This is a genomic window from Streptomyces sp. NBC_00273 (genome assembly GCF_036178145.1).
Lineage (GTDB): Bacteria > Actinomycetota > Actinomycetes > Streptomycetales > Streptomycetaceae > Streptomyces.
The window spans coordinates 2857440-2871909 of sequence record NZ_CP108067.1 but is presented as its reverse complement, the minus strand read 5'-3'; the positions used below and the strand labels follow the sequence as shown (position 1 = coordinate 2871909).

General features: G+C 74.6%; 11 protein-coding genes and 1 riboswitch. Of the genes, 6 read left to right on the top strand and 5 right to left on the bottom strand.

All coding sequences use genetic code 11. The features are described from left to right. Positions 1 to 53: 53 nt before the first annotated feature. On the top strand, positions 54 to 1568 hold the full coding sequence (locus OG386_RS12010; RefSeq protein WP_328788154.1) for an immunity 49 family protein: 1515 nt from the start codon (positions 54 to 56) through the stop codon (positions 1566 to 1568). A gap of 91 nt (positions 1569 to 1659) precedes the next feature. Next, positions 1660 to 1881, top strand: coding sequence for a hypothetical protein (locus OG386_RS12005; protein ID WP_030715088.1), 222 nt, complete (start codon positions 1660 to 1662; stop codon positions 1879 to 1881). A 111-nt stretch (positions 1882 to 1992) separates the two neighbouring features. Here OG386_RS12005 and cobN read toward each other — a convergent pair whose 3' ends face one another. Beyond that, positions 1993 to 5610, bottom strand: a complete 3618-nt coding sequence (gene cobN, locus OG386_RS12000; RefSeq protein ID WP_328788153.1) for a cobaltochelatase subunit CobN — start codon at positions 5608 to 5610, stop codon at positions 1993 to 1995. Positions 5611 to 5665: 55 nt separating this feature from the next. Continuing rightward, positions 5666 to 5770: riboswitch (cobalamin riboswitch) on the bottom strand. Positions 5771 to 6148: 378 nt separating this feature from the next. On the opposite strand from cobN, the gene OG386_RS11995 reads away from it, so the two are divergent. From OG386_RS11995 to OG386_RS11985, 3 genes are read left to right on the top strand one after another with little or no spacing between them, the layout of a single operon-like run. Next, positions 6149 to 7441: a cobalamin biosynthesis protein CobG gene (locus OG386_RS11995; RefSeq protein WP_328788152.1), complete on the top strand. Its 1293-nt coding sequence runs from the start codon at positions 6149 to 6151 to the stop codon at positions 7439 to 7441. Beyond that, positions 7438 to 8085: a precorrin-8X methylmutase gene (locus tag OG386_RS11990; protein ID WP_030011057.1), complete on the top strand. Its 648-nt coding sequence runs from the start codon at positions 7438 to 7440 to the stop codon at positions 8083 to 8085. Before OG386_RS11995 ends, OG386_RS11990 begins: the two co-directional genes overlap by 4 nt. Continuing rightward, entirely contained in the window at positions 8082 to 9578 is a 1497-nt protein-coding gene (locus OG386_RS11985) for a precorrin-2 C(20)-methyltransferase (RefSeq protein WP_328788151.1), read from the top strand. The genes OG386_RS11990 and OG386_RS11985 overlap by 4 nt, the downstream gene beginning before the upstream one ends. A gap of 129 nt (positions 9579 to 9707) precedes the next feature. Here the strand turns inward: OG386_RS11985 and OG386_RS11980 are convergent, their stop codons facing one another. The 3 genes from OG386_RS11980 to cbiE are packed head-to-tail and all read right to left on the bottom strand — an operon-like array spanning position 9708 to position 12470. Beyond that, positions 9708 to 10481, bottom strand: coding sequence for a cobalt-precorrin-6A reductase (locus tag OG386_RS11980; protein WP_328788150.1), 774 nt, complete (start codon positions 10479 to 10481; stop codon positions 9708 to 9710). After that, positions 10471 to 11220 carry a precorrin-4 C(11)-methyltransferase gene (gene cobM, locus OG386_RS11975; protein WP_327382566.1) on the bottom strand — a complete coding sequence of 250 codons (750 nt, stop codon included), beginning with the start codon at positions 11218 to 11220 and terminating at the stop codon, positions 10471 to 10473. Before cobM ends, OG386_RS11980 begins: the two co-directional genes overlap by 11 nt. After that, positions 11217 to 12470 (bottom strand): precorrin-6y C5,15-methyltransferase (decarboxylating) subunit CbiE, encoded by a 1254-nt coding sequence (cbiE, locus tag OG386_RS11970; RefSeq protein WP_328793223.1) that lies wholly within the window; start codon positions 12468 to 12470, stop codon positions 11217 to 11219. Before cbiE ends, cobM begins: the two co-directional genes overlap by 4 nt. A 191-nt stretch (positions 12471 to 12661) precedes the next feature. Here cbiE and OG386_RS11965 point away from each other — a divergent pair, with 191 nt between their 5' ends. Beyond that, positions 12662 to 13624 carry an oxidoreductase gene (locus tag OG386_RS11965; RefSeq protein ID WP_328788149.1) on the top strand — a complete coding sequence of 321 codons (963 nt, stop codon included), beginning with the start codon at positions 12662 to 12664 and terminating at the stop codon, positions 13622 to 13624. A gap of 222 nt (positions 13625 to 13846) precedes the next feature. Here OG386_RS11965 and OG386_RS11960 read toward each other — a convergent pair whose 3' ends face one another. Next, positions 13847 to 14449, bottom strand: coding sequence for a TetR/AcrR family transcriptional regulator (locus OG386_RS11960; protein WP_328788148.1), 603 nt, complete (start codon positions 14447 to 14449; stop codon positions 13847 to 13849). Between the last annotated feature and the right edge of the window lie 21 nt (positions 14450 to 14470).

Sequence of the window (14470 nt, the reverse complement as noted above, 5' to 3'; positions counted from 1 at the left end):
GCCCACGGACCCGGCTGCCGGACGGGGCGCGGGTGTCTCGTAGAGTCCAAGGGGTGAATCAAGACAACTCATCTGAATCCAGCACCGGTCACGGCGGCGAGAGCGCCGAGGAACTGCTGCGCGGGGTGCACGCCCGGCTGTTGCCCGTCGGGTTGATCACCCCGGAGGTCGCCGGTGGCATGCAGTACGCCCGGCTCGTGGCGGACGAGCTGGTTTTCGCCTACGCCCTCGACGCGCCCACCAGCGTGCGCACCCTCACCGACGGCGACGTGGCGCGTGCCGGGATCGAGGAGCTGGGGCAGGCGGCGCGCGCCAACCTGATGCGGGTACCCGTCACGTACGAGGCGATCCCCCTCGAGGGGCGGGCCACGCTGCACTCCGTCTACGGCGACTCGCACTTCGTGGCCTCCAAGGCGCTGTACCTCGGAGAGCTGGCCCGGCAGGTCACCGGTGAGTCGCTGCCGTCCGCCGGCGCCCTCGTCGTCGTTCCGACCCGCCACCTGCTGGCATTCCATCCGATAGCCGACGGCTCGGTGGTGGACGCCCTCAACGACCTGGCCGCGTACGCCCTGGGCGCCTACGAAGACGGCCCCGGGCCTCTGTCGCCGCGCGTGTACTGGTGGCACCGGGGCGGCCTGACCTCGCTCACGGTCGTCGACGAGGACACGCGCACGCTGTCGCTGCAGCCGCCGCAGCACCTGCTCGGACTGTTGAAGGGGCTGGTCCGTCTCGACCGCGCAGGCCGCATTGCCGTGCCCGGCGCAGACCGTGCGGCCCCGGACCCCGCCGCCCTCACCCGCGCGACCGTGGAGTCGGTGGCCCGGCTCGCGCACGACCCGTCGGAGCTGGGCGACGCCTTCGACTCGGCCCTGGCCCTCGCCCACGTCCGCTGTGTCGCCGACCCGGGCGCCTCCGACGTGGTCACGTGGGACGCGTGGGAGACGGCCGTGCGGCTCGGCTCCGCGCTGTTCACCGGTGCCGAGCCGGCGCAGTGGTACCTGGGCGAGGAGAACACCCTGCGGCTGCCCGCCACGGCCGCGGCTCCGCCCGCGGACGCCCGCGCCTGGCTCGACGCCGTCTACCTCGCGCTCGCCTGCCGCGCGCACGACCGGGTGGCCCGGCTGTGCGGGGTCCCGATGGAGGCGCTGCGGCAGGACGACACCGTCGACGCCCACGTCCTGCACTGGATCGACACCCTGCAGACCTACCTCACCGGCGGCCCCGGCGACGCGGTCGTGGAGAAGCTGCTCGCCACCATGCAGACGTCCCTGCCCGAGACGCTGACCCACTCCCCGGACGAGTTCGTCAACCGCGTCGACTACCAGCCGGTCGCACTCTTCCACCGCTTCTTCACGGGGGACCACGAGGCCTTCGGCGAGGTGCTCGCCGAAGCCCTCGCGGAACACGGGGGCTACTGGGCGGAGTCGGCGGTGCCGCGCGCCCGGGTGGCGCTCGGCCCGCTCGCCATGGCCTGCCTCGCCCACGACCAGGGCTTCCCGCTCGACCCGGAACTGCCGTTCCTGCCCAGGTACCTCGTCGACGGCAAGCGGGTCGAGCACATCTCCTGACATGCCGTCGGCGTGCCGCAGCGCGAGGTGATTGTCCGATTGGGTTAGGTTTGCCCGCGTATACGGTGCCGATATTCGCGGAAGGACACTCATGGCGATCGATCTGGACAAGGTGCTCGACAAGGCGTGGGCCGACAAGCCGCTCGCCGAGGTGCTCGCGGCTCCCGTCGCCGCGCTCAAGGGCGTCAGCGACGAGGACGGCAAGCTGCTGCACCAGGCGTTCGGGGTCAAGACCGTCGCCGATTTCGGGCAGCTGAAGTACGTCCGTTGGGCCCAGGCCCTCGTCGCGCTGAACCAGACCGTCAAGGCGTAGTGGTCGAGGTCCGCGTGCTCGGGGTGCGCGGGCCTGCATGAAGAAAGCCGTCCCCCTCACCCGTCGGCAGGGTGAGGGGGACGGCCTCTGTGGCCTCCGCGCAGGGGACGGCTACTCCGACTCGCCCTCCAGGTTGCCCTCCGTGTCCAGGTAGACCTGGCGCAGGGATTCCAGGACCTGCGGGTCCGGCTTCTCCCACATGCCGCGCGACTCGGCCTCCAGCAGGCGCTCCGCGATGCCGTGCAGGGCCCAGGGGTTGGCCTCCTCCAGGAAGGCGCGGTTCGTCGGGTCCAGGACGTACGTCTCGGTGAGCTTGTCGTACATCCAGTCCGCGACCACGCCCGTCGTGGCGTCGTAGCCGAAGAGGTAGTCCACCGTCGCCGCGAGCTCGAAGGCGCCCTTGTAGCCGTGGCGGCGCATCGCCTCGATCCACTTGGGGTTCACGACGCGGGCACGGAAGACGCGGCTGGTCTCCTCGACCAGGGTGCGGGTCTTGACCGTTTCCGGGCGGGTGGAGTCACCGATGTAGGCCTCGGGGGCGGTGCCGCGCAGGGCGCGGACCGTGGCCACCATGCCGCCGTGGTACTGGAAGTAGTCGTCCGAGTCCGCGATGTCGTGCTCGCGGGTGTCCGTGTTCTTCGCCGCGACCGTGATGCGCTTGTAGGCCGTCTCCATCTCGTCCCGGGCGGGGCGGCCTTCCAGGCCCCGGCCGTACGCGTAGCCGCCCCACACCGTGTAGACCTCCGCGAGGTCGGCGTCCGTACGCCAGTCGCGGGAGTCGATCAGCTGGAGGATGCCGGCCCCGTACGTGCCCGGGCGCGAGCCGAAGATACGGGTCGTCGCGCGGCGCTCGTCGCCGTGCTCGGCCAGGTCAGCCTGGGCGTGGGCCCGGATGAAGTTCTGTTCCGCGGGCTCGTCGAGGGACGCCGCGAGCCGCACCGCGTCGTCCAGCAGGCCGATGACGTGCGGGAACGCGTCCCGGAAGAAGCCCGAGATGCGCAGCGTCACGTCGATGCGCGGGCGGCCCAGCTCGTCGAGCGGGATCGGCTCCAGGCCGGTGACGCGGCGCGAGGCCTCGTCCCAGACCGGGCGGACGCCCAGCAGCGAGAGGGCCTCGGCGACGTCGTCGCCGGAGGTGCGCATCGCGCTCGTGCCCCACAGGGACAGACCGACCGAGGCCGGCCATTCGCCGTTGTCGGTGCGGTACCGGTTGAGGAGGGACTCGGCCAGGGCCTGCCCCGTCTCCCACGCCAGGCGGGAGGGGACGGCCTTGGGGTCGACCGAGTAGAAGTTGCGGCCGGTCGGCAGCACGTTCACCAGGCCGCGCAGCGGCGAGCCCGAGGGGCCCGCCGGGACGAAGCGGCCGTCCAGGGCCGCGACCACGTGGGCGATCTCGTCCGTGGTGCCCGCCAGGCGCGGGACCACCTCGTTCGCCGCGAAGGTCAGCACCGCCGTCACGTCCGCGGAGTGGTCGGCCGCGACCGCGGAGACCGCCGCGGGGTCCCAGTTCGCGTCCTCCATCGCCTGGACCAGGGCGCGCGCCTGCTCCTCCACGGCGTCCGCCGAGGTACGGGTGGCCTTGGACTCGTCCAGGCCGAGCGCCTCGCGCAGACCCGGAAGGGCCGTCGTACCGCCCCAGATCTGCCGGGCGCGCAGGATCGCCAGGACCAGGTTGACCCGGGCCTCACCGGTCGGCGCGCCGCCCAGGACGTGCAGACCGTCGCGGATCTGGGCGTCCTTGACCTCGCACAGCCAGCCGTCGACGTGCAGCAGGAAGTCGTCGAAGCCGTCGTCGTCCGGACGCTCCTCGAGACCCAGGTCGTGGTGGAGCTTCGCGGCCTGGATCAGCGTCCAGATCTGGGCCCGGATGGCCGGCAGCTTCGCCGGGTCCATCGCGGAGATCTGGGCGTACTCGTCCAGGTGCTGCTCCAGGCGCGCGATGTCGCCGTACGACTCCGCGCGCGCCATCGGCGGCACCAGGTGGTCGACCAGGGTGGCGTGCACGCGGCGCTTGGCCTGGGTGCCCTCGCCCGGGTCGTTGACCAGGAACGGGTAGATGAGGGGCAGGTCGCCGAGGGCGGCGTCGGGCGCGCACGCGGCGGACAGGCCGGCGTTCTTGCCCGGGAGCCATTCGAGGTTGCCGTGCTTGCCCAGGTGGATCATCGCGTCGGCGCCGAAGCCGCCGTCCTCGGTGCGCGCCTGGATCCACCGGTACGCGGCCAGGTAGTGGTGCGACGGCGGCAGGTCCGGGTCGTGGTAGATCGCGATCGGGTTCTCGCCGAAGCCGCGCGGCGGCTGGATCAGGATGAGGAGGTTCCCGCGGCGCAGCGCCGCGAGCACGATGTCACCCTCCGGGTTCGCGGAGCGGTCCACGAACATGTTGCCCGGGGCCTCGCCCCAGTGCTCGGTGACGCTGTCGCGCAGCTCGGCCGGGAGCTCGGCGAACCAGCGCTTGTAGTCGGCGGCCGGGATGCGGACCGGGTTGCGGGCCAGCTGCTCCTCGGTCAGCCAGTCCTGGTCGTGGCCGCCGGCCTCGATCAGGGCGCGGATCAGCTCGTCGCCGTCGCCCGAGACCAGGCCCGGGACGTCCTCGGTCGGCCCGAAGTCGTAGCCGCCGGCGATGAGGGTGCGCAGCAGCTCCACGGCGCTGGCCGGGGTGTCCAGGCCGACCGCGTTGCCGATGCGGGAGTGCTTGGTCGGGTACGCGGAGAGGACCAGCGCGACCTTCTTGTCGCGGCGCTCGATGTGCCGCAGCCGGGCGTGGCGCACGGCGATCCCCGCGACCCGGGCGGCCCGCTCGGGGTCGGCCACGTAGGCGGGCAGGCCGTCGTCGTCGAGCTCCTTGAACGAGAACGGGACGGTGATCAGACGGCCGTCGAACTCGGGCACGGCGACCTGAGTGGCGGAGTCCAGCGGGGACAGGCCCTCGTCGTTCTCCTCCCAGGCGGAGCGCGAGCCGGTCAGGCACAGGGCCTGCAGGATCGGCACGCCGAGGCCGGCGAGCGCGCCCGCGTCCCAGGACTCGTCGTCGCCGCCCGCGGAGGCGGTGGCGGGCTTGGTGCCGCCGGCCGCGAGGACGGTGGTGACGACCGCGTCGGCCGACTCCAGCGCGGCGATCAGCTCCGGCTCGGGGGTGCGCAGGGAGGACACGTACAGGGGCAGCGCCTGGGCGTCGTGGGCCTCGATCGCGTCGCACAGCGCGTGCACGAAGGAGGTGTTCCCGCTCATCTGGTGGGCGCGGTAGTACAGCACGGCGATCCGCGGGCCCGTGGTGGTCCCGGGCGTGCGCTCCAGCGGGCCCCAGGTGGGGGCGGCGGCCGGCGGCTCGAAGCCGTGGCCGGTCAGCAGCACGGTGTCGGAGAGGAAGCGGGCCAGCTGCTCCAGGTTGGCCGGGCCGCCGTGCGCGAGGTAGCCGTGCGCCTCGGCCGCGATGCCGATGGGGACCGAGGAGGCCTCCATGAGCTGGGCGTCCGGAGCCTGTTCGCCGGTCAGGACCACGACCGGGCGGGTCTGGTCGGGGGCGAGGAGCAGGTCGAGGCCGTCCTGCCAGGCGCGGAGGCCGCCGAGGAGGCGTACGACGACCAGGTCGACCCCGTCGAGGAGGCCCGGGAGGTCGTCGAGGGGGAGACGGGAGGGGTTGGCGAACCGGTACGGGACGGGGCCGTCCGCCGTGTTCGCTGCGCGGGCGCTGAGCAGATCGGTGTCGGACGTCGACAGCAGCAGGATCATGCGGCGGCAGGCCTTCCTCGGGGTTTCCGCGCCCCGGGCAGTGTGAGGACAGCGGGAGTTCCTGACTCACCCCGGTCGCCGGATGGCTCCGCGGGGTTCACAGTGGCGGGACCGCGCCGGAATCGCACCGGGCTTCCTCCCATGTCGCCGTCCTCGGCGACGGCGGGCCGTGTGGTCCGCCGGAAGGTCATCTTAGGGGCGGGTGGGTGCGGCCGGGGCGGGCGGGTGGCGTGCCAGGCGGTGTGCGGGGTGTCGTGGCGGGTGTGCGGTCCGGCTGCGGCGCCGTTGCCGGGGCTCTGCCCCGGGCCCCGCGCCTCAAACGCCGGCGGGGCTGGATAGGGCGGGCGGCGCCGGATGTGCGGGGTGCCGCCCCGGGCCCCGCGCCTCAAACGCCGGCGGGGCTGGATGGGGCGGGCGGGGCCGGATGGGGCGGGTGGGGCCGAAAGGGTGGTCCGGGCGGTGGTGGGGGCGAACGTGGCTGGTGGGGGTGGTGACGGACACAGGTCGGGGGGACCCAATCGTGGGTATGCTCGCGGCCATGCCCCAGCCCCCTTCAGCCGCATCGCGGGACGAACCCGTCATACGGGAGCGCGGTGACGCCTGCCCCGGCGCGCTGCGGCTGCACGCGGCGGACGACGGGTTCCTCGCGCGGGTCCGGGTACCGGGCGGGCTGCTCACCGTGCCGCAGGCCGCGGCGCTGGCGCTCGCCGCCGACCGGTTCGGGGACGGGCACCTGGAGCTGACCTCGCGCGGCAACGTGCAGCTGCGCGGACTGGCCGACGGGTGCGGCGGCGGGCTCGCAGAGCTGCTGGACGGGGCCGGGCTGCTCCCCGCGCCGAGCCACGAGCGGGTACGGAACATCGTGGCGACGCCCCGGTCCGGCCTGGACGGCCCGGACCGGCCCGACGCGCTGGCCCGGGCCCTGCAGTTCGACCGGCTGCTGTGCGCGAGCCCCTGGGCGGCCGCGCTGTCCGGACGGTTCCTGTTCGCCTTCGACGACGGGCGCGGCGACGTGGCCGCGCTCGGCCCCGACGTGACCGTCCTCGGCCGCCCCGACGACCGCGCGCTGGTCCGGCTCGGCCGGGCCGCCGACGCCGTGGAGCTCGCCGGGCAGGACGCCCCCGGGGCGGCGCTGACGGCCGCCCGGTACTTCCTCGACGCCGCCGCCGAAGCGGGCACCCAGGCCTGGCGGGTCTCCGAACTGCCCGCCGAACACGCCCTGAGGACCACCGAGTTCATTCAGCGGCTGGATGCCGCCGGGATCGCCGCGACACCCGTCGGCGCCGTGGACTGGCCGTACGCGGCGCCGCCCCGGCCGTCCGGCGCGGGCGGGCACGACGGCGCCGCCCTGTGCGTACTGCCCCCGCTCGGCCGGATCGACACCGTGCAGTGGCGGGTCCTGGTGCAGGTCGCGGAGGAGGGGAGCGGCGAGCTGCGCGTCACCCCGTGGCGCAGCGTCGTCCTGCCCGGGGCGGGCACCGACGGCGCCGACCGCATCGAACGGGCCGGGCTGGTCATCACCCCCGACGGTCCCTGGGAGTCCGTCACCGCCTGTACCGGGCGGCCCGGTTGTGCGAAGTCCCGCGCGGACGTACGCGCCGACGCGCGGGCCGTCGCCGACCGCGCGCGCGGTCCGCTGCCCGTGCACTGGTCCGGCTGCGAGCGCCGCTGCGGGCACCCGCGCGGCACCGCCTGGGTGGACCTGGTCGCCACCGGCTCCGGATACCGGCTCGCCGCGCCCGGCCGCCCCGTACGCGACGACGTACGGCCCTCCGAACTTGCCGCGGCACTCGCGGACGCCCGCACCGACCCCGACGTAGTGAAGAAATGAGCGAGTACACCGTGTTTGAGTACGAGAAGGACGGCGCGGCCATCTACCGCCAGTCCTTTGCCACGATCCGCGCCGAGGCGGACCTCTCCGGGCTGCCCGACACGGTCGCCCAGGTCGCGGTGCGCATGATCCACGCCTGCGGAATGACCGACCTCCCGCAGGACCTCGGGTACACCCCCGAGGTCGTGCTGCGCGCCCGCGCGGCGCTGGAGGCGGGCGCGCCGATCCTGTGCGACGTACAGATGGTCGCCAGCGGTGTCACCCGCAAGCGGCTGCCCGCCGACAACGACGTGATCTGCACGCTCTCCGACCCGGCCGTACCGGAGCTCGCCGCGAAGATGGGCACCACGCGCAGCGCCGCCGCCCTGGAGGTCTGGCGCGACCGCGGCCTCCTGGAGGGCTCGGTCATCGCCGTCGGCAATGCGCCGACCGCGCTGTTCCGGCTGCTGGAGATGATCGAGGAGGGTGCCCCGCGCCCGGCCGCCGTCATCGGCGTCCCCGTCGGCTTCATCGGCGCCGCCGAGTCCAAGGACGCCCTCGCCGCCCACCCCTCGGGTCTCGACCACCTGATCGTGCGCGGCCGGCGCGGCGGCAGCGCGATGGCCGCGGCCGCCGTCAACGCCATTGCGAGCGTGGCCGAATGAGCGACATCGCCAAGGGCCGGCTGTACGGGGTCGGGCTCGGCCCCGGCGACCCGTCGCTGATGACCCTGCGCGCCGTCGAGGTGATCGCCGAGGCGGATGTCGTGGCCTACCACAGCGCCCGCCACGGCCGTTCCATCGCCCGCTCGATCGCGGCGAAGCACCTGCGCGCCGACCACGTGGAAGAACCGCTGGTCTACCCGGTCACCACCGAGACCACCGACCACCCCGGCGGCTACCAGGGCGCGATGGAGGAGTTCTACGAGGCCGCCGCGGCCCGCCTGGCCGCGCACCTGGACGCCGGCCGGACCGTCGCCGTCCTCGCGGAGGGCGACCCGCTCTTCTACAGCTCGTACATGCACATGCACAAGCGGCTCGCGGACCGCTACGAGACCGAGGTCATCCCCGGCGTCACCTCGGTGAGCGCCGCCGCCGCCCGGCTCGGCACCCCGCTCGTGGAGGGCGAGGAGGTGCTGACCATCCTCCCCGGCACCCTGCCCGAGGAAGAGCTCACCGCCCGCCTCGCCGCCACCGACTCGGCGGTCGTGATGAAGCTCGGCCGGACCTTCCCGGCCGTGCGCGGCGCGATGGAGAACAGCGGTCGGCTCGCCGAGGCCCGCTACGTCGAGCGCGCCACCATGGCGGGCGAGCGCACCGGCCTCCTGGCCGACACCGACGCCGACAGCGTGCCGTACTTCGCCGTCGCCGTGGTCCCCAGCCGCATCGGCAACCCGGGCAGCGTGCCGTCCGGCCCCGGCGAGGTCGTCGTCGTGGGCACCGGCCCGGCCGGCCCGCTGTGGCTCACCCCGCAGACGCGGCGCGCGCTGGCCGACGCCGAGGTCCTGGTCGGCTACACCACCTACCTGGACCGGGTGCCCGTCAAGCCGGGCCAGGTCCGGCACGGCTCCGACAACAAGGTGGAGTCGGAGCGCGCCGAGTTCGCCCTCGACCTCGCCCGGCGCGGCCAGCGGGTGGCCGTGGTCTCCGGCGGCGACCCCGGTGTCTTCGCCATGGCCACGGCGGTCCTGGAGGTGGCCGGGCAGGCGGAGTACAAGGACGTGCCGGTACGGGTCCTGCCGGGGGTGACCGCGGCCAACGCGGCGGCCGCCGCGGCCGGCGCCCCGCTCGGCCACGACTACGCCACCATCTCGCTCTCGGACCGGCTCAAGCCCTGGGAGGTCATCGCGGAGCGGCTGCGCGCGGCCGCCGCGGCCGACCTGGTGCTCGCCCTCTACAACCCCGGCTCGCGCAGCCGGACCTGGCAGGTGGCCCAGGCCCGCGAGCTGCTGCTGGAGCTGCGCTCGCCCGAGACCCCGGTGGTCGTCGCGCGCGACGTGGGCGGCCCCGAGCAGTCGGTACGGATCGTCACGCTCGCCGAACTGGAGCCGTCCGAGGTCGACATGCGCACGATCCTGCTGATCGGTTCCTCGCAGACGCAGGTCACCGAGCGGGCCGACGGTTCGAGGATCACGTGGACGCCGCGCCGCTACCCGTGACCGTGACCGTCTTCGTCTCCGTGCCGGTGACGGTGTCCCGCACCGGCACCGCGGCGCAGTGAGGTGAACGCAAGGGCCCGGCATCCGGGGCGGACGATCCGCCGCCCCGGCCGCCGGGCCCTTCGCGTCCTACCCGATCAGCCCGCTGTCCAGCCAGTTCAGGGCGGTCTCCACCGAGTCCGTCTCCGGTACGCCCTGCGGAACCGCCGGGCGGCGCACCATGAGGACCGGGATGCCGGCCTCGCGGGCCGCGGTGAGCTTGGGGGCGGTGGCCGAGCCGCCGCTGTCCTTCGTCACCAGGACGTCGATCCGGTGCCGGGCGATCACCTCCCGCTCGTCGTCCAGGGTGAACGGGCCCCGGGCGAGCAGGACTGCCAGGTGCGGCGGCACCGGCGCCGCCGGAGGGTCCACCGAACGCACCAGGAACCAGGTGTCGGTGAGGTGCGCGAAGGCGTGCAGACCCATCCGGCCGGTGGTCAAGAACGCGCGGGAGCCGGCGCCGGGCAGCCGGTCGGCCGCCTCGCCGAGGTCGTCCACGAAGGTCCAGTCGTCGCCCGGCCGCGCGGTCCAGCCGGGGCGCCGCAGTGCCAGCACGGGCACCCCCGTGAGCGCCTGGGCCTCGGCCGCGTGGAAACTCATCCGCTCCGCGAAGGGATGGGTGGCGTCGATGACGCGGGTGACGTCGTGGGTGACGATCCAGGCGGCGAGGCCCGCGATGCCGCCGAAGCCGCCGATCCGGGTCTCGCCCGGTGGGAGCACGGGCGAGGCGACCCGCCCCGCGAGCGAGGTGGTCACCCGGCACGAGGGGTCGGGTGCCAGCGCCTCCGCGAGGCGGCGGGCCTCGGTCGTGCCGCCGAGGATCAGGACGTGGTGCGGGGGGAGGGGGGCCGGTTCAGCAGACATGCCGGTCGCGATCGGCCGAGTACAGGTGGCTGTCGCGGAACTGCTCCGCGCCGAGGGTGCGGCCCACCACGATGACGGCGGTGCGCACCAGGCCGTGCTCCTTCACCTGAGGGGCGATGTCGGCCAGGGTGCCGCGCAGGATCAGCTCGTCGGGGCGGCTGGCCATCGCCACGACCGCCACCGGGCACTCGGCGCCGTAGTGCGGCAGCAGCTCGTCGACGACCCGGTCCACGTAGCGGGTGGCCAGGTGCAGCACCAGCAGCGCGCCGCTCGCGCCCAGCGTGGCCAGGTCCTCGCCGGGCGGCATGGGGGTGGCCTGCTGGGCGATCCGGGTCAGGATCACCGTCTGCCCGACGGTGGGGACGGTCAGCTCCCGCTTGAGGGCGGCGGCCGCCGCGGCGAAGGCCGGGACACCCGGGACGACCTCGTAGGGGATGCCGGCCGCGTCGAGCCGCCGCATCTGCTCCGCCACCGCGCTGAAGATCGACGGGTCGCCGGAGTGCAACCGCGCCACGTCCTGGCCCGCTGCGTGGGCCCGTACGCACTCGGCGATGATCTCGTCCAGGTTGAGCTGCGAGGTGTCCACCAGGTGGGCGTCCGCCGGGCACTCGGCCAGCAGCTCGCGCGGCACGAGGCTGCCCGCGTACAGGCAGACGGGGGCGGCGGCCAGGGTCCGGGCACCGCGCACCGTGATCAGGTCGGCGGCGCCGGGGCCCGCACCGATGAAGTACACGGTCATGTTCGATCCTCTTCCTTGGATGCGGTGGCCGGCTCGGCAGGCTTCGTCACCGACCACTGGGTGACCGGCATCGCCTGCCGCCAGCCCGTGAAACCGCCGACCGGCACGGCGTGCGCGACGGCGAGCTTCACCAGTTCGCCGCCGTGGCGCCGGTAGCGCTCGGCGAGCACCGCCTCCGACTCCAGGGTGACGGTGTTGACCACCAGCCGGCCGCCGGGGGCCAGCGCGTCCCAGACCGCGTCCAGCAGGCCGGGCGCGGTCAGCCCGCCGCCGATGAACACGGCGTCGGGGGCCGGCAGCCCGGCCAGGGCCTGCGGTGCGGCGCCGATGACCACGCGCAGGCCGGGTACGCCGAGCGCCGCCGCGTTACGGGTGATGCGTGCGGCCCGCTCCGGGACGCGCTCCACGGCCACCGCCCGGCACGAGGGGTGCGTACGCATCCACTCGATGCCGATGGAGCCGGAGCCGCCGCCGATGTCCCACAGCAGCTCGCCGGGGGCCGGGGCCAGCGCGCACAGGGTCGCCGCCCGGACGTGGCGCTTGGTGAGCTGCCCGTCGTGTTCGTAGGCGGCGTCCGGGAGGCCCGGGGTCGAGCCGAGGCGCGGCGCGCCGTGGGCCGGGTCCCGGCGGCAGTCGAGCGCGACCACGTTCAGGGGATCGCCGGGCGCGCGGTCCCAGCCGTCGGCGCGGCCCTCGTACGTGTCCTCGCGCTCGGACCCGAGTTGTTCCAGCACCCGCATCCGGCTCGGGCCGAAGCCCCGTTCCCGCAGCAGGGCGGCGATCTCGCCCGGGGACGCCGCTCCGGCGCTGAGCACCAGCACCCGGCGCCCGTCGTGGAGCGCGGCGGCCAGCCGGGCCACCGGGCGGCCGACCACCGTGACCACCTCGGTGTCCTCCACCGGCCAGCCCAGGCGGGCACAGGCGTAGGACACCGACGAGGGGTGCGGGTGGACCCGCAGGGACCGCGGCCCGAGCTCCTCGGCGAGGGCGCGGCCGATCCCGTAGAACATCGGGTCACCACTGGCCAGCACAGCGATCCGGCGACCGGCGTGCTCGGCCATCAGCTTCGGCACGGCGGGCCGCAGCGGGCTCGGCCAGGCCACCCGCTCACCGGCGCACTCGGCGGCCGGCAGCAGGTCCAGCTGGCGCGGCCCGCCGATCAGGACCTCGGCCGAGGACAGCGCGGCGCGGCCGGCGGCACAGAGCCCCGCCCAGCCGTCCGCGCCGAGGCCGACGACCGTCACGGGCATGGGGGGCGGCGGGGAGCTCACGGCACGGTTCCTCGGGGACGGTATGGGGAAAGCGGGCGGACCCGCAGCCTACTGGCCTGCGGATCCGCGACCCGCGCCGCCCTGGCCCCGGCACGGCCCCGGCCCTGGCGGCGCCCCCGGAACCCCCTCGGTCTACCCTCGGTAACCCACTGCCTCACGAGGGAGCCGCCATGCCGGGCTGGAACGCCACGCACATCCCCGACCAGAGCGGCCGCAGCGCCGTCGTCACCGGGGCCAACAGCGGGATCGGCTACGTCACCGCCCGCGAGCTCGCCCGGCGCGGCGCCTCGGTGGTGCTGGCCTGCCGCAGCGCGGCCCGCGGTCGGGCCGCCGTGATCCGGCTGCGCGCGGAAGTTCCGGGCGCGCAGGCCGCGTTCATGCCGCTGGACCTCGCCGACCTGGCCTCCGTACGGGAGTTCGCCGCCGGGTACGGACAGCGGCACGCCTCGCTGGACCTGCTGATCAACAACGCGGGGGTGATGGCACTGCCGTACGGGCGCACCGCCGACGGGTTCGAGACGCAGTTCGGGGTCAACCACCTCGGGCACTTCGCCCTGACCGGACTGCTGCTGCCGCGCCTGCGCGCCGCCGCTCCCGGAGCCCGGATCGTCAACGTCTCCAGCGGCTTCCACGTCCTGGGGAGGATCGGCCCCGCCGACGCGGGCCCCGCGGGCGCGGGCGTCGCCGACCCGGGCGGCGAGCACGGCTACCGGCGCTGGATCGCCTACGGCCGCTCCAAGACCGCCAACCTGCTCTTCACCCACGAGCTGTCCCGCCGCTTCACGGCCGCGGCCTCCCCGCTCACCGCCGTAGCCGCCCACCCCGGCTACGCCTCCAGCAACCTCCACTCCGGAGCGTCGAAGCTGGAGGGCCCCACCCTCAACTCGCGGGTGGCCGCGCTCGGCAATGCGGTCCTCGCCCAGCCCACCTCCTCGGGCGCGCTGCCCACCCTCTACGCGGCCACCGCGCCCGGGGTGGGGCAGGACGCGTTCATCGGCCCGCGGTTCGGCTGGCGCGGGGCGCCCGCCCGGTCCTGGCGGGCGGGGTGGACCCTCGACGACGCCTCCGGCGAGCTGCTGTGGGCGGCCTCGGAGAAGCTCACGGGGGTCTCGTACGCCGCACTGCCGCGCTGAGCGGATCGCGCGGGCTCCTCGAAGCGAGTCCGCCCGCCCCCGGGTCGCCTCCGGGCGCCCCGGCGCGGACCTGCCCCGAGCGCCCCCCGCGCAGCAGAATCTGCGGCATGGACGATGACGAGCCGGACAACCACCCACGAACCCGCGGTCGCCACGACCGCATCGACCGGCACGACCGCACCGACCGGCAGGGTCGGGGACCGGGTCGGGCCGATCGGGATCTCAGACGGGCTCGGGGCGCAGGGAGCGCCAGATGTGGTCGGGGAGGTAGCGGGCGGCTTCGGCGAGGTCGATCTCGTAGGTGCTGGACAGCCAGCGCCGGGCGGCCTCCGCGAGCGGGCCCATGACCAGCACCTCGACCACGGGCGCCGGGAGCGGAGCGATCTCGCCGCGCTCCATGCGCACCCCGAGCCAGCGCATGATGGGCCCGAACTTCTCCGCCTTGGCCGCGCCGATCTCCTCGGCGTGGGCCACCAGATAACCGGAATACGCGGAGGCGTGCAGGAACAGCGCCACGTCCCGGTGTTCCTGGGTGAACGTCAGGTAGGCCGCGACCCACGCGCGCACCCCCGTGCGGGCCGTGCGGCACCGGGTGAGGGCGGCGACCATGTCGTCGCACAGCTGGTCCATGCACCGGATGTAGAGGGCGGCGGCAAGACCGTCGAAGCTGCCGAAGTGGTGGTAGAGGCTGCCGAGGCTGACCCCGCTGGCCGAGACGACCGCGGTCACGGTGAAACCCTGCTGGCCGGACTCGGCGAACACCCGCAGGGCGGTGGTCAGGAGCAGGTCGACGGTGGCCTCGCCCCGTTGTTGCTTAGGAGACATGGTGCGGTCCCGTCGGTGTGC

Excerpts from the sequence above, each read along its gene's own strand:
- OG386_RS11980 (WP_328788150.1), bottom strand. The coding sequence starts at position 10,481 with ATGTCTGCTGAACCGGCCCCCCTCCCCCCGCACCACGTCCTGATCCTC.
- cobM (WP_327382566.1), bottom strand. The coding sequence starts at position 11,220 with ATGACCGTGTACTTCATCGGTGCGGGCCCCGGCGCCGCCGACCTGATC.
- OG386_RS11985 (WP_328788151.1), top strand. The coding sequence starts at position 8,082 with ATGAGCGACATCGCCAAGGGCCGGCTGTACGGGGTCGGGCTCGGCCCC.
- cbiE (WP_328793223.1), bottom strand. The coding sequence starts at position 12,470 with ATGCCCGTGACGGTCGTCGGCCTCGGCGCGGACGGCTGGGCGGGGCTC.
- cobN (WP_328788153.1), bottom strand. The coding sequence starts at position 5,610 with ATGATCCTGCTGCTGTCGACGTCCGACACCGATCTGCTCAGCGCCCGC.
- OG386_RS11960 (WP_328788148.1), bottom strand. The coding sequence starts at position 14,449 with ATGTCTCCTAAGCAACAACGGGGCGAGGCCACCGTCGACCTGCTCCTG.
- OG386_RS11990 (WP_030011057.1), top strand. The coding sequence starts at position 7,438 with ATGAGCGAGTACACCGTGTTTGAGTACGAGAAGGACGGCGCGGCCATC.
- OG386_RS12005 (WP_030715088.1), top strand. The coding sequence starts at position 1,660 with ATGGCGATCGATCTGGACAAGGTGCTCGACAAGGCGTGGGCCGACAAG.
- OG386_RS11965 (WP_328788149.1), top strand. The coding sequence starts at position 12,662 with ATGCCGGGCTGGAACGCCACGCACATCCCCGACCAGAGCGGCCGCAGC.
- OG386_RS11995 (WP_328788152.1), top strand. The coding sequence starts at position 6,149 with ATGCCCCAGCCCCCTTCAGCCGCATCGCGGGACGAACCCGTCATACGG.